At 42.9% G+C, this 13,787-nt stretch carries 10 protein-coding genes; 4 read left to right on the forward strand and 6 right to left on the reverse strand.

Going from position 1 to position 13,787, the window contains the following annotated elements; genetic code table 11:
• Positions 1–65: 65 nt before the first annotated feature.
• The 3 genes from B3O12_RS18350 (at position 66) to B3O12_RS18360 (ending at position 2,925) form a co-directional block, all read left to right on the forward strand.
• On the forward strand, positions 66–1,571 hold the full coding sequence (locus B3O12_RS18350) for a serine hydrolase domain-containing protein (RefSeq protein ID WP_286757345.1): 1,506 nt from the start codon (positions 66–68) through the stop codon (positions 1,569–1,571).
• Positions 1,572–1,644: 73 nt separating this feature from the next.
• Entirely contained in the window at positions 1,645–2,358 is a 714-nt protein-coding gene (locus B3O12_RS18355) for a hypothetical protein (RefSeq protein WP_286757346.1), read from the forward strand.
• Positions 2,359–2,418: 60 nt separating this feature from the next.
• Positions 2,419–2,925 (forward strand): hypothetical protein, encoded by a 507-nt coding sequence (locus B3O12_RS18360; RefSeq protein WP_286757347.1) that lies wholly within the window; start codon positions 2,419–2,421, stop codon positions 2,923–2,925.
• 338 nt (positions 2,926–3,263) lie between these two features.
• Here B3O12_RS18360 and B3O12_RS18365 read toward each other — a convergent pair whose 3' ends face one another.
• From B3O12_RS18365 to B3O12_RS18385, 5 genes are all read right to left on the reverse strand, one after another.
• Positions 3,264–4,514 carry a metallophosphoesterase gene (locus tag B3O12_RS18365; RefSeq protein WP_286757348.1) on the reverse strand — a complete coding sequence of 417 codons (1,251 nt, stop codon included), beginning with the start codon at positions 4,512–4,514 and terminating at the stop codon, positions 3,264–3,266.
• A gap of 181 nt (positions 4,515–4,695) precedes the next feature.
• On the reverse strand, positions 4,696–8,172 hold the full coding sequence (locus B3O12_RS18370) for an efflux RND transporter permease subunit (RefSeq protein WP_189630500.1): 3,477 nt from the start codon (positions 8,170–8,172) through the stop codon (positions 4,696–4,698).
• Between the two features lie 22 nt (positions 8,173–8,194).
• On the reverse strand, positions 8,195–9,331 hold the full coding sequence (locus B3O12_RS18375) for an efflux RND transporter periplasmic adaptor subunit (RefSeq protein WP_189630499.1): 1,137 nt from the start codon (positions 9,329–9,331) through the stop codon (positions 8,195–8,197).
• Positions 9,332–9,355: 24 nt separating this feature from the next.
• A complete protein-coding gene (locus tag B3O12_RS18380) occupies positions 9,356–10,702 on the reverse strand; it encodes a TolC family protein (RefSeq protein ID WP_286757350.1) in 1,347 nt (448 codons plus the stop codon).
• Positions 10,686–11,318, reverse strand: a complete 633-nt coding sequence (locus B3O12_RS18385) for a TetR/AcrR family transcriptional regulator (RefSeq protein WP_189630497.1) — start codon at positions 11,316–11,318, stop codon at positions 10,686–10,688. Before B3O12_RS18385 ends, B3O12_RS18380 begins: the two co-directional genes overlap by 17 nt.
• Before the next feature lie 379 nt (positions 11,319–11,697).
• Here B3O12_RS18385 and B3O12_RS18390 point away from each other — a divergent pair, with 379 nt between their 5' ends.
• Complete coding sequence (locus B3O12_RS18390; RefSeq protein ID WP_189630496.1) at positions 11,698–12,150, forward strand: hypothetical protein; 453 nt, start codon at positions 11,698–11,700, stop codon at positions 12,148–12,150.
• Between the two features lie 22 nt (positions 12,151–12,172).
• Here the strand turns inward: B3O12_RS18390 and B3O12_RS18395 are convergent, their stop codons facing one another.
• A complete protein-coding gene (locus tag B3O12_RS18395) occupies positions 12,173–13,744 on the reverse strand; it encodes a glycerol-3-phosphate dehydrogenase/oxidase (RefSeq protein ID WP_286757351.1) in 1,572 nt (523 codons plus the stop codon).
• Positions 13,745–13,787: the final 43 nt, after the last annotated feature.

Consider the following 13,787-nt stretch of genomic DNA (forward strand, 5'->3'; position numbering starts at 1 on the left):
GACACAAATGGAGGCAAGGTTCAGAAATATACTGCTTGCGACTTAAGTAAATAAAGACTTACAAAATGAATAAATACTTAATCTTTGCTTTAATCCTATTGGCTTCCTGCTCAAATTCTCAATCACAAAAAAATAAAACAGCCATCCGGAATGAGTACCCTGAGAATTATGGGTTTGATTCCGAAATACTGAGCCAGCTAGTGAAAACCATTAGAGATGAAAATCTCAATGTTAATAGTGTGTATATTCAAAGAAATAATGCCCCGGTTTTAGATGCACATTTCTACCCTCAAAAAGCGGAATATTTGCATGATGTAGCTTCCATTACCAAAAGTATTACCTCCATACTTGTAGGAATTGCTATTGACAAAGGCTTTATAACAAGTGTCGAACAAACAGTAGCTGATTTCTTTCCGAACAACCCATCTCTTTTTGATTCAGAACACAAAAAGGAAATAACAATAGCGCATCTTTTAACAATGACATCCGGTATTTGCTCCAATTTTTCACAGGGTGAAAATATGCGCGACATCATTAAATCAAGTGATTTCCCTCTTAAAGACATTTTTGCATCAACTCTAACTAATCCACCCGGAGAAAAATTTGTCTATTGCTCGGCAGGTGTTCAGTTACTTTCGATGATCATCGAAGAAACTTCGGGAATGACAATGGAGCAGCTGGCAAAAGAGTACTTATTCAGCCCGCTGGAAATTGAGAATTACAAGTTTGGAACCGATTTAAGTGGTTTTACCAATGCATCGGGAGATATATATTTAACTGCGGTTGATCTGGCAAAAATTGGGCAACTTGTTTTGAATAAGGGATCTTACAACGGAAAACAAATTGTCAGCGCGAAATGGATCGAAGAATCAATCACTCCAAAAGTGGCACTAAGTAATGAAGAGTCTTATGGCTATTTATGGTGGTTGCGAGAAGATTTAGGAGGTCTTATTGAAGCGCAGGGAAGGGGTGGTCAACGCTTAATTATTTTACCTGAAAAACAAATTGTCATTGTAATGTATGGAACAGGATTCGAACCTGGCCAACTAGGATCATATATCGTGAATGCATTAAAGTCTGACGCCCAAATAACAGCAAATGAGCAGGGATATCAACTCCTTAAAGAAGAATTGGCAAGGGCTAAAAAACCTACTTTAGAAGACGATACGGTCTATATATCGCCTTTGGCAAGTGAGCTATGTGCCAGAACCTATGTATTCGACAATAACAACATTGGGTTTAGTCATTTTAGGTTATGTGCAAAAGATCCTGATACAGCCTATGTGCTTTTAGGATTGAACATAACAAAGTCGAATGAGGTTGGAGACCGAAAAGTCCCTATTGGACTGAAAGGGACTTATAAAATTTCTGATGCAACTCGTTTTAAAACACCTATGGCTGCAAAAGCACAATGGATTGATAGTAATACCATTGTCATAGATTACAACGAGTTCTCAAATGCACACAAATACCAAATGACCATTCGTTTCGATGGAGATAACGCTACCTTCGAGATGATCGATGAAGCCGACTATGGAAACGGAATCAAATTATCTGCATCGAAGAAATAACTACCACGAACAAGGTGTATGGTGTATCCCCTACCAGATACACCAATCAGAGCATTACTAAAACCAAACAACCATGGAACGAAGCACTACCAAATTCATTACGTTTACAGCAATCTGTTCCTTTCTTGGAGCATTGACAACTGCATTTCTAATATTTGTCCCCAGCGTCAATTCTCAAGGTCTTGAGGCGGGGGCTATGCTCCATTCAAACACACTCTATTTGTCAAAATTGTGGGTACTTTTTGTGCATCCGCAAGTGAATTTTATTGCCTTTCTGGGAGTGGCCTATTTGTTATATAAAAAACATCAGTTTTTGGTCATTTTAGGAACTCTGGGCTTATCTGTTTGGGCTTATACTGAAATGTCGCAACAGGCACTATTAATTGATGCTCTCAATCAATTTTGGAGACCGGGTTATCTTGAAGCAACTTCTTCAGTTGATAAGGAAATGTATAGGACATTGATTATAGGAAGCAGTGCCCTCTCCGATAGTAAGTATTTCTTGGTGATTTACAGTTTTGGGTTGGGTTCCTTGTTATTTGGATTTGCTTTCAATAGTGAAAGTGGTTTGGGGAAATTGATTTCCGTCTCTCTGATTTTTATTGGAGTTCTAAGCCTTGGTTCTTTCGCTCGGTTTTACCTGGGGCTTACACAAATTAACGAAGTAGTTGATTGGCTATATCAACAGGTTTACAGCTACTTGCAACCGGCAATAAGAGTTGTTATAGGACTGTGGTTATTGATGAAACTAAAAAAGGAGAATTCAACAAGAGTAGAAGTAACTTGAGCCATGCCCTACTAGCCAATTACTAGTCATTGTCCACAACAAGAGTTTAAAGATAATTTTGTGCCAACTATTGAGATTGTATCGATCAATTCTAAACAACTAAACATCAATCAGTTAAATTTCAAACTCGCAATTCATGAAGAACATAAACTTGAAAGTGATCGTGGACTCTTCTACGACTTTCTGCTGAAAAACGAAGGAACAATTCTACACTTGGGTAATCCTGAATTTGTTGAAGGCTCCAAAGGAGGATTCTTTGCAGGTGAACTGATCAACTGGGACTATGAACCAAAGAATATTGTCATACCCCATGTTGAAGACCAACTTCTTGGAGCAAACCAGCAGGTGCGATTTCAGTTCTTGCCTGAATTCAGAGATCAAATTGATCAACTCCTGAATATTGCACTAAGGAACTCACCCGTAAGCAAAGTCTTTTTTTTAACTGACTACCAATTTGGTCCATATGAGGCGAACTACGAACAAAATTTTCTAATCAGCGACCTTTGGGAGCAACATGATTCAAACGGGCTAATCTGGAACACCCTTTACGAAATCTATGGTAAATAACACGGTGGGTAACGGTCGCTAGCAAGAACTCAGAATCACCAAATTATGGCGGACAGAAAAGAGCCTTTAAAAGCTCCCCGAGCCTATACGAGCCATTGAGTTTACAAAGTTTAAGGCTTACTTACTTAAATCGCCTGGCCAATGCTTCTACGCTATGCTACCATTTTGTATCCTCACAAATAACTCATTTAAAGAGCATAGACACAGACATTCAGTTTCCCTATGGTTAAGAGTCACCCAAACGACTGAAGTTAGATACTTAAACGTTGGGCATGATTAAAGAGAGGAAATGCAAGTGCATTCAAAAATCGGCAAAAAGCTTCGCGAAGATTTCACCGCTACACCAACGGACGCGAAGTAAGCTCAAGAATGGTGATCTCAGGGTAAATACCAATTCGGCCGGGAAATCCCAGAAATCCAAACCCCCGATTCACATACAAATATTGGTTACCCTCCTGGTATAAATCGGCCCATTGTTTATATATGTATTTCGAAGGGCTCCATCGAAAATCCCCTATTTCTACCCCTAGTTGCATGCCATGTGTATGGCCGGCAAACATCAGGTCAATATCGGGTTGCTGAGTTCTCACCTGAGCGTCCCAATGGCTCGGGTCATGCGAAAGAAGTAATTTTACATCGCCTTCAGCGTGGCGGGCAGCTTCTTCAAGGTTACCATACTTGGCAAATCGGCCGGCTCCCCAGTTCTCAACGCCAATCACAGCTAGCTGGTCAGTTCCCATCCTCAACACCTCGTGTTCGTTCATTAACAACCTCCACCCCATGCGCTCATGTACCTTAATCATCTCCTGCAAATTTCGGGCTTTAGCCATTGGCGAAGACCAGGCCTTATAGTCACCATAGTCATGATTACCCAGGGTAGAAAACACTCCCAAATCGGCTTTTAGTCGGGAAAATAAGTCTACATACTGAGCAACCTCACGAGTTTCATTGTTCACCAGATCTCCGGTAAAAAATATGGCATCGGGTTTTTCCTTAAGCAGTAAATCAATGCCACCCTCTACGGCTGTTTTATCAAAGAAACTTCCGCTATGAATATCAGAAAGCTGGCCAATCTTTATCCCTTCGAAAGCTTTGGGTAAATTGGGCAGGTACACCCTCCTTCTTCTCACCCGGTAGTCGTAAGCTCCTTTTACTATGCCAAAACTCATGGTAACTACGGGCAGGGTGGCCACCACCACGGCCGAACGAGCAAGAAATTTTGATCGGGGCATTTTTTGTCCGCTAGCCACACGTTTTTCATATCGCTTCTTGCGGCCTTCAAAAAACCAGCGGAGTACCCTTCTTATGTCATCGAAGAAAACAAAGAGTACGGCCAGCAGCTTGGCCATGTAGCTCATAAAGACAATCGAAAGCATGAACATAAAGCTTACGGTACCTGTTTGAATGAGCCAAAGACACACCACCAGCCCCAGCATAACAATGGCCTGAGCCAGGTAGATGTAGCGTACCACACGTTTGGCAGCGGGCTTCCAGGAGTCAATAAGGGTCTTGGTAGCCTGATAGGCATAAAAATCCAGCCAGGCCAGAAAAACAACTAAAAGTAGAAAAGCTAAAGGGTTTGATCGCATTCGTTTTGTCTAACTGCCAAAGAAGCGGTATAGTTCAGATAAATTCTATCAAATGAAACATTAAAATAGGGAATAAAAAAAGACTCCCCCGACCTCTCGGGGGAGCCACCAAATCAACCTTAACTATGAATGACTCCCTAACTTGGGAATCTAATCACCACGTTATCTTTAAGAACAAACATCAGGCCAAAACTTCTTTTTTATCGCCCGAATGATCACTCATATCTAAAACGGAAACATCTCCCCTCCATTTAGCAATCCTGTACATTACCTTATCGGCAATGAGGTAGGCAGTTGGCACTATAATGAGGGTAAAGAAAGTAGCAAACGTAAGACCGAATATAATCGTCCAGGACATTGGGCCCCAGAAAACTACGTTATCTCCTCCTATGTAGAAGTCGGCATTGTAGTTTGCAAATGCGCCAATAAAATCAATGTTTAAACCTATAGCCAACGGAACCAGACCTAAGATGGTGGTAATGGCCGTGAGCAATACCGGACGCAGCCTTGTTTTACCGGCAATAATTATGGAGTCAACAACCTCTTCCATAGGCAGCCTTCCATCTTCTTCATCAAGCCCCAACTCACGTCTCTTTCTTTTTCTGGTCAACTCAATAAAGTCGATCAATACAATGGCATTGTTCACTACAACCCCTGCCAAGGCAATAATACCCACCATGGTCATAATTACCACAAAGTCCATATTGAAAGCTACCAGGCCGAGGAATACCCCCACCGTACTTAGCAATACGGAAATCATGATTATAAACGGAGCCGTAATTTTATTGAACTGCGAAACAATGATTAGGAAAATCATAAACACGGCAATCAACAATGCCTTGGAAAGGAAAGCCATGTTTTCGGCCTGTTCTTCCTGCTCTCCTGTAAAGGCATAGCTATAGCCATTGGGCATTGGAAAATCGGCCATGAGTTCTTTCAATTGGTTGTTAATTTCTGTGGGGTTATAACCTCCCAACACGTTGGAACTAAGCGTTACTACCCTATCGAGATCTTTTCGCTTAATAGAACCATAGGTTGAGCTGTAGCGCACATCGGCTACGGCAGAAATAGGCACCTGCACCAAACGACCACTGCTCTGGTCTCTAAACGTAATGTTCTTGTTAAGCAGAGCATCTATATCGTATCTGTAATCCTGATTCAACCGAACATTAATCTCGTAGCTATCTTCTCCCTCTTTGTATTTCGATACCTCTTTACCAAAAAGAGCCGTACGGATTTCATTGGCTACAGAATAGGTACTGAGTCCAAATCTGCGAGCATTGTCTCTGTCTATTTCAATAACCAACTCGGGCTTACCCAACTCAAGAGAACTCTTAAGTTGCTCAATCCCCTCAATTCCGGACTCATCGATACGCTGTTTAACGCGCTCGCCAAGACTAATCAGGGTTTCCAAATCTTCACCAATTATCTCCAGGTTAATGGGCTTTCCCGTTGGAGGACCGGCAGCATCCTTATCTACAGTTAGGGTTACTCCAGGCTCCAGTTTTACCTGCTCGCGAATGGCCTCCATTACATCTTTCGTATTCAGGTCGCCACGCAGCTTACTTTCAATAAAGTTCACCGTAATCCGTGCCTTGTGAGGCTCTTCAGACTGACCTACGGCCGTTGGGTCGTTGGGGTCGGCCGCTCCTTGCGACACGTTGGTGGTAACTGACTCTACAATAGACTCGTAGGGCTTAATAATTTCTAGCACCTGCTCTTCTATGTTTTGGGCAAATGTGTTGGTTTTCTCAATGTCAGTACCAACCGGAAACTCCACAAACACATTGACATAGCGCGGCTCGTTCTCAGGGAAGAAAATAACATTGGGCGTGTTGGTGGCAAAAATGCCCAGTGAGAGAAACAGCAAACCAAAGGCTCCACCCAGGTAGAGGAACGGATGTCTTACGGCCGATTTCAATATTTTCTCATAGCGATTCTCCAAAGCCGGCAACACAGTAGCCTGAAACTTTCTGGACAATGGCCCCAACACATAGACATTGAGAAGTGTAATTACTCCTATGAGCATGAGCAGGTTGCCAAACATTATGAGCTCCAAACCAAGGGCAAACACTGCTCCCACTACAATAGCAATGGTCGATCTTATAATCACTTTTTTGTTGTCGATCACTCTGGTTCCATCCACCCGCATAAATGAAGCAATGAACACAGGGTTAATAACCAGGGCCACGAATAGTGAAGACCCCAGGGTGATCATGAGTGTTAGCGGCAAGTAGAGCATAAACTCTCCGATTATGCCCGGCCAGAAAGCCAGTGGCACAAAGGCCGCAAGAGTAGTAGCTGTTGAAGAAATAATAGGCAAGGCCACTTCTCCAACTCCACGTCTGGTCGCAGCCATTGGGCTCAATCCCTCCTCCATCAGACGGTATACGTTTTCAACCACCACAATACCGTTGTCTACGAGCATACCCAAAGCCATAATGAGGGCAAAAAGAGTCATAGTGTTAATGGTGATGCCCGAAAGCCCAAGAATCATTAACGCCATGAACATAGACAACGGAATGGCCATACCCACAAACAGAGAGTTTCTGGTACCCAAGAAGAACAGCAGTACCGTAACTACCAGAATTACTCCAAAAATAATGTTGTTCCCTAAAGAGCTTACCTGCTCACGAGTGTCTTTGGACTGATCGTTGGTAATGGTCACTTTTACACTTTCAGGTATGGCTCCTTTGTCGCGGCTCTCCTGAATCAGGTTCATGATTTTGTCGGTGGCCACCAATAGGTTTTCGCCACTTCGCTTCATCACGTCTATTTTCACTACCGGGTTCAGATCCAAACGGGCATAGTTCTGCTTGTCTTTGTAACCGAACTCTACGGTGGCTACATCTTTCAGATAGACTATGTTACCATCTTCATTGCTAATGATAACTTCTTCAAGCTGGCTGGGGTCATCAAACTCTCCCACCACCCGTACGTTTCTTCTTAAGCCATCCTGAATCACGTTTCCTCCCGAAAGGGTTACGTTCTCAGCCGAAATAGCATTCTCAATGTCTTGAAAAGTTACTTTTCTGGCTTCTAGTTTAAACGGGTCTACTTTTATTTCAACTTCCTTCTCATCTACCCCAACAATATTGACTTTCGATACTTCAGGAAATTTCTCGATTTCATCTTCCAGATACTCAGCAATATCATTCAGCTCATCGAGAGTTTTGCTGGGATCGGTAAGGTTAATATTAAGTATGGGGAAGTTCTCTGAAAAGCTAAACTTAATTACTTCCGGGTCGCTTTTCAGATCGCTTGGCAATTCGGATTTGGCACGGTCTACCGCGTCTTTCACATCAATTACCGCCTCATCTACATCTATTCCAACCTGAAACTCAATAACAATAGCTGAGTAGTCTTGAACAGAAGTAGATTGAATGTTATCAACCCCTTCTATGGTGTTGATCTCCTTCTCCAACTCACGGGTAATGAGGCTCTCCATATCTTCGGGAGAGTTACCGGGGTGTACGGTACTTACATAAACTGTTGGCTGTTCTACCTCCGGAAAATTCTCTTTGGGTAGGGTAATGTAGGAATATATACCTGCTACAGTAATTAGTAAGGTCAGCACATAAACGGTGATCTTATTGCGCAGAGAGAGGGAGGTGAGCCCAAACTCCTTATCTACAATTTTTTGTTTATCATCTGCCATAATGGTGATTTCTTAAGTGTGATTAGTTTTGAACACTAACAATGGTGCCATCGGCAATACTTCTGTTGCCTTTGTCTACGATGGTCTCTCCACCATTTAGTCCGGCCAAAACTTCTGACTTACCATCATAGGTTTTGCCTAAGGTCACATGAATTTTCTCGGCCTTCTTTCCATTGACTTTGTATACAAAGTTGCCTTCAAAGTCTTCTTGTATAATTCTGGAAGGAATAACCACAGCTTCGTCTACTTGATAGTCTGTGAGTTGAACAATGGCTACGAGGTTAGTTTTTAGGTATTCGGCCACGTTAGGCAGTTTTACTTCTACGGTAAAAGTTCTGCTGGCCTGGTTGATTACACTACCTACTGTGCTTATAGTGCTTTCGAACTCTGCTCCTAAAGCCGGAAGGCTTACTTTGACCTTATCTCCTCTCTTAAACTTTCCAATGTAGGCCTCAGATACTTCAGCCGTAATGTACATATTCTGGTTGCTTACCAAAAAAGCAATGGGAGTGCCCGGTTGCACCACCTGACCTGCACTGGCCGGAACTTGCTCTATAGTGCCTGAAAACGGTGCTTTAATTTTGGTCTTTTCCAACTGAGTTTGTAAAGTAGCCAAAGACTTCTCCAACGACTCTTTGTTGTTCTTGGCCTGCAAATAGTCTATTTCGGTACCAATATTTTGCTTCCACAAGCGGTCTCTTTTTTCGAAAACGGTGGTCGCAAACTCCAACTGATTCTTTACTTCCTCAATGTTCTTCTCAAGAGTTTCAGAATCGATGGTTGCCAAAACCTGGCCTTTGTTTACATACTGTCCTTCAACCACATTTACAGCGGTAAGCTGTCCCATGGTTTCGGCACTAATGAACACATTGGTTCTTGACTGCACATTGCCTCTAACTTCAATTTTATGACTGAAGTCTTCTTTGTTGGCTACCACAGTAGTAATAAGGGTAGCGTTTTCTTTTACCTTACCAAACTCAGGGTCTTGAGCAGCTATCTCCTTTTCCAGTGTAGCTACTTCATTTTGTAAGGCCTTAATTTCTTCTTTGGCAGCATTGAGGCGTTCTTTTTTATCTTCAAGTGTGCCTTCACCCTGCCCACAGCTCGCTACTAATACAGCGGCCATGATAAAAAGTGTAGAGATTCTTAACGATTTCATTGCTTAATTTTTTCTTGGTTGTTGTTAGTTGAGTTTGCCCAGGGCTTTGTCTAAATCAATTTTTGCCACAATGGCGTCATATAAGGCGGTGAGGTAGTTGACCTCGGCCACTTTGTAAGATTGTTCTGCATCTATGAGCTCAAGGTTAGAACCAACACCTGCAGTATATTTTGCACGTGTAACTTCCACTACCTCCTGGGCTAGTTCCAGATTATCTTCCTGAACCGCCAGCCTTTCGAGGTTTACATCAAGAGCCATTTTTGAGTTTATAAGTTGCTGTCTAAGACTATTGGATAGCAGCGACTGCTGATAGTTGAGCGTTTCTAGCTGATACTTCTTGCGCTCCACCGTATACCTCTTTCTGAGTCCATCAAACACCGGAATACTAATATTGAGTCCAATATTGGAGTTGGTAAACCATTGTCGGTTTTCGTTCCAAAGGTTGCCAAACTGATCGTTTCCGGTATTTCTTCCCCAGGCGGCTGTAAAACTCACTTTAGGAATGTATTGAGAATAGGTATTCTTAATGTCTAGCTCTGCCAAACGCTTCAGAAACTCTACTTGCTGTAGTTCCAGGCGATCGCCTACCGAGAAAGCATCTACCTCAGAAGCCGAATACTCAAAATCAAAATTATCGAGCTCTTCCGATAGTGCAATTGGAGTTTCTACCGGCATTCCCATGGCAAACTTGAGTAGATTTTTGCTTGCCACTATGGCCTGGTCTACTCCGCTGCGTTCGGCCTTCAGGTTATTGAGCTGTACCTGAATTCTGCTCACATCAATTTTCTCAGCAAACCCATTTTCATACAAAGCTCTGGTTTCTCTCAGGGTAGAATCGAGCGTGGCAATGTTGGCTTCAATCAGGTTGGTTCGCACCTGATTGACCAGCACCAGATAATAGGCTTTTGTAACCTGCTCAATTACATCTTCCCGAACCTTGAGTTCGTCTACCACAACCTTCTCGCGAAGGGTTTTAGCAGCTTTGAGGCCGATAAAAAAGGAGCCATCCCAGATCATCTGAGAGGCATTTACTCCAAACTGCCCCTGGTGTTGAACACCAAAGCGAATGGCTGCAGTGGCACCTTCAGGAGCATTGGGATCGAACACATTGGCCGGTACAATGTTTACCGGAATTTGCGTATTGTTCGTATAGCCAAAATTGGCATTGATTTGTGGCAGACCATCGGCACGTGTTTCACCCACCTGGGCCTCCGCATCGCTGGTATTTACCATCGCAATTTTCAAATTCTCATTGTTTTGCAGCGCATATTGAATGGCCTCTTCAAGAGAAAATGATTCCTGAGCGCTTACGGAAACTGCCGTAAGAAGCATCAGTAGTAAGGCGCTTACTCTCTTAACTGAGCGTTTCATTTGATTTGAGTTTTGCTGTTGTGTACTGGTTAAAAAGTTGATAACCTGCAGGGGTGAACAGGCCGTGCACGAAATGATCGAACAACTGCATTTGCACCTCTGCAAGGGTGTATTTCTCTTTTGGATAAAGATTCTGGTTAATAATAAATGTGTGCACCTGCTCCATGCGCATTATAGAAATTAGGTGTGGGTCTATCTCTTTCCTGAAATACCCCTCTTCCTGACCTTTTATAATTACCCGGGTAATGGAACAAAGCATGGTATTGCGTTTAAAGTTTTCAAACATTTTCCAGGCTTCCGGATAAAACTTCTGCAGGTCGTTGAGCACGTTCATACGCATGTCTTTGATAGACTCGCGCAGGCATTGAGAAATAAGTATAAGTTCATGCACACTGTTCTCGCTTCTTAATTCGGTAGATTCGAACCGAGACTTCTCAATATCCAGATGCAGGGCTGTTATGGTATTTACCAGGTCTTTCTTATCCTTAAAATATTGGTAAATGGTCTTTTTCGAAATGCCGAGATCTCTGGAGATATCATCCATTGTTACCGTACGAATACCGTACATTAACATGAGTTCTCCGGCCTTTTCTACAATCTTATCTCTTACTTCCATGGTTTGATACTAGGGAAACTTTAAGATTACCCAAAGTTTCCAACTTCCTGATAGACGCACATAACCAGTAAATGGTTCAAGGGATTTTCACTTTTTTTCAAAATTTTTCTTTGCAAACGATTTACCACACCAAATAAAATTCTTCATAACTAGTCACTAAATCGTCATTCAGATTACACAAATACAGTTTTTCAATAGGCATCAACCTCCAAAATCCCCTTTGTAAAAATTTTATTGGGTTATAATTTTTTTTCTGACATCAGGACAAATCTTCATCTGATGAGCGAAGCGTGCCCGTCTTCGGGGACAAAACCGATTGTAATTTTTGGTATTTGGAAAGTGGTTTTGCCATAAGCCGGAAACTTCCGAACTTTATTTTATGAGACGATCAGCTTTTTACGGCATGCTATTTACATTTTTATGCCTTCCCGGCCTTTATGGTCAGTACGTATATCCTGAGCGGTTTGAAAACTGCTACCTGGACGAGTTTAAGTATGAGGAAACCAGAATAATTGCTGAAATAGACAATGAAAAACTCAAATCGGTGATTACCTCCGGTTGGGACTATAAAATGCTTAAAAAAGCAGAAGGTTTTCTGGGCTTGCAGATTCTCGTAGATCGCAAGGGTGGGTCGTGCCTAATGAGTGTTAGAAACGACACCAACATGAAGCTTAAAAAAATGAATCTGGAAGCTAATGTGAATGAAAACCTGAAGTGGAAGGGTCAATCGGATAAAATTTCGGCCATCGTTCTCTTAGAATTTAAAGATGGAGAAATTGTCGTGAAACGACTGGGCACTACTGATATGCGCAACTTGGTAGAGATTCATTGAAGCACTGCTATGTAATGAACCATTAGCTCATGATCATATAGTTGCGGGCAACCTCCGAAAACTCTTCCAACTGATCATCAATCCATTCATCGTCTTTCCCCAGTTCGGCAGCCATAATAGCAGCTACCTGAGGAGCCACTCTTAAGCTCTCTCTGGCATTTAGAAAAAGTCCTCTCACTCGTCTTGCCAGCATATCTTCCAGTGTTCTGGCCATTTCGTTGCGCACTGCCCACACCACCTGCGATTTTCTCAGGGGCAAGTCTTCACTGAGTACTTCGGCCAGGGTCGGGTCTTCTTCCTCCATCTCTAAAAGCGAATATTTTTCTATGCCATAAACAGCCAGAGGGTCTGAGGTAATATCCAGGTTCTTATCGTAACCATAGACAGGCAGGTTATAGGTTATACATTTACGCTCGGGCAGGGCTCCAATAAGTATGGCATTGTCTACAGTGTCTTCGGCCATTTTTCTGTAGGTGGTCCACTTGCCCCCAATAATCGTAATAAGCCCCGACTGCGAAATCATGACTTTGTGATGCCTCGAAATCTCTTTGGTCGACTTGCCCTCCCCTTCGGGTTTGGCGAGTGGGCGCAGGCCGGAAAACACGCTCAACACATCGGCACGGGTAGGCTGTTTTAACAAATACTGCCCTGCGGTTTCCAAAATAAAGTCTATTTCACTATCCAGAGCCTTGGGCTCCAACTCAGGCTTTTCGCGCATGGTATCGGTAGTTCCCAATACCACCTTATCGTGCCAGGGCACGGCAAACATTACCCGCCCATCTTTGGTTTGTGGCACCATAATAGCATACTTATCGGGCAAAAATTCCTTACTCACCACCAAATGAATACCCTGGCTGGGCTGAATCATGTCTTTCACTTCAGGCTCATCCATTTTTTTCACCTTATCGGCAAAAACACCTGTAGCATTAATAACTGCCCGGGCCTTTATGGCGTGAATTTTACCCGTTTCCTGATCTTTGGCTTTTACACCACAAATTATCCCTTCTTCATTTTTAATAAGGTCTATCACGGGAAAGTAATTGAGTACTACACCATTGAACTGACGGGCTGTTTTGGCCAGGGAAAGAGCCATTCGGGCATCATCGAACTGACCATCGTAATAGACCACACCTCCCTTGAGGCCATGCTGCCCAATAGTGGGTATGTATTTTATAGTTTCTTCTTTAGAAAGCTTTTTTGAAGAACCAATGCCTAATTTGCCGGACATCAGGTCGTAAACCTTCAAACCTACCTGATAGAAGGGGCCGTCCCACCACTCATAGTTGGGAATAACAAACGCCTGATTTTTGACTAGATGGGGAGCGTTTTTGATCATGAGTCCTCGTTCTTTCAGGGCTTCAAGCACCAACGAAATATCACCTTGTTGCAAATACCGAACCCCTCCATGCACCAACTTTGTACTTCGGCTCGATGTACCCTTGGCGAAGTCGTGCTGTTCCAGTAGTAGGGTTTTATACCCACGAGAAGCTGCATCTACCGCCACACCCAAGCCGGTAGCTCCACCGCCAATTACTACTATATCCCAGGGCTCCTTTTGTTTCTTGAGCCGCTTTACCATTTTCTCCCGTTTCATAATTGCCCTACTTTATATTCCAGCGATCTAACACCTAATGTCA

Source organism: Roseivirga sp. UBA838 (assembly GCF_002296035.1).
Classification (GTDB): Bacteria; Bacteroidota; Bacteroidia; order Cytophagales; family Cyclobacteriaceae; genus Roseivirga; species Roseivirga thermotolerans.

Excerpts from the sequence above, each read along its gene's own strand:
- B3O12_RS18355 (WP_286757346.1), top strand. The coding sequence starts at position 1,645 with ATGGAACGAAGCACTACCAAATTCATTACGTTTACAGCAATCTGTTCC.
- B3O12_RS18365 (WP_286757348.1), bottom strand. The coding sequence starts at position 4,514 with ATGCGATCAAACCCTTTAGCTTTTCTACTTTTAGTTGTTTTTCTGGCC.
- B3O12_RS18390 (WP_189630496.1), top strand. The coding sequence starts at position 11,698 with ATGAGACGATCAGCTTTTTACGGCATGCTATTTACATTTTTATGCCTT.
- B3O12_RS18370 (WP_189630500.1), bottom strand. The coding sequence starts at position 8,172 with ATGGCAGATGATAAACAAAAAATTGTAGATAAGGAGTTTGGGCTCACC.
- B3O12_RS18350 (WP_286757345.1), top strand. The coding sequence starts at position 66 with ATGAATAAATACTTAATCTTTGCTTTAATCCTATTGGCTTCCTGCTCA.
- B3O12_RS18395 (WP_286757351.1), bottom strand. The coding sequence starts at position 13,744 with ATGAAACGGGAGAAAATGGTAAAGCGGCTCAAGAAACAAAAGGAGCCC.
- B3O12_RS18380 (WP_286757350.1), bottom strand. The coding sequence starts at position 10,702 with ATGAAACGCTCAGTTAAGAGAGTAAGCGCCTTACTACTGATGCTTCTT.
- B3O12_RS18385 (WP_189630497.1), bottom strand. The coding sequence starts at position 11,318 with ATGGAAGTAAGAGATAAGATTGTAGAAAAGGCCGGAGAACTCATGTTA.
- B3O12_RS18375 (WP_189630499.1), bottom strand. The coding sequence starts at position 9,331 with ATGAAATCGTTAAGAATCTCTACACTTTTTATCATGGCCGCTGTATTA.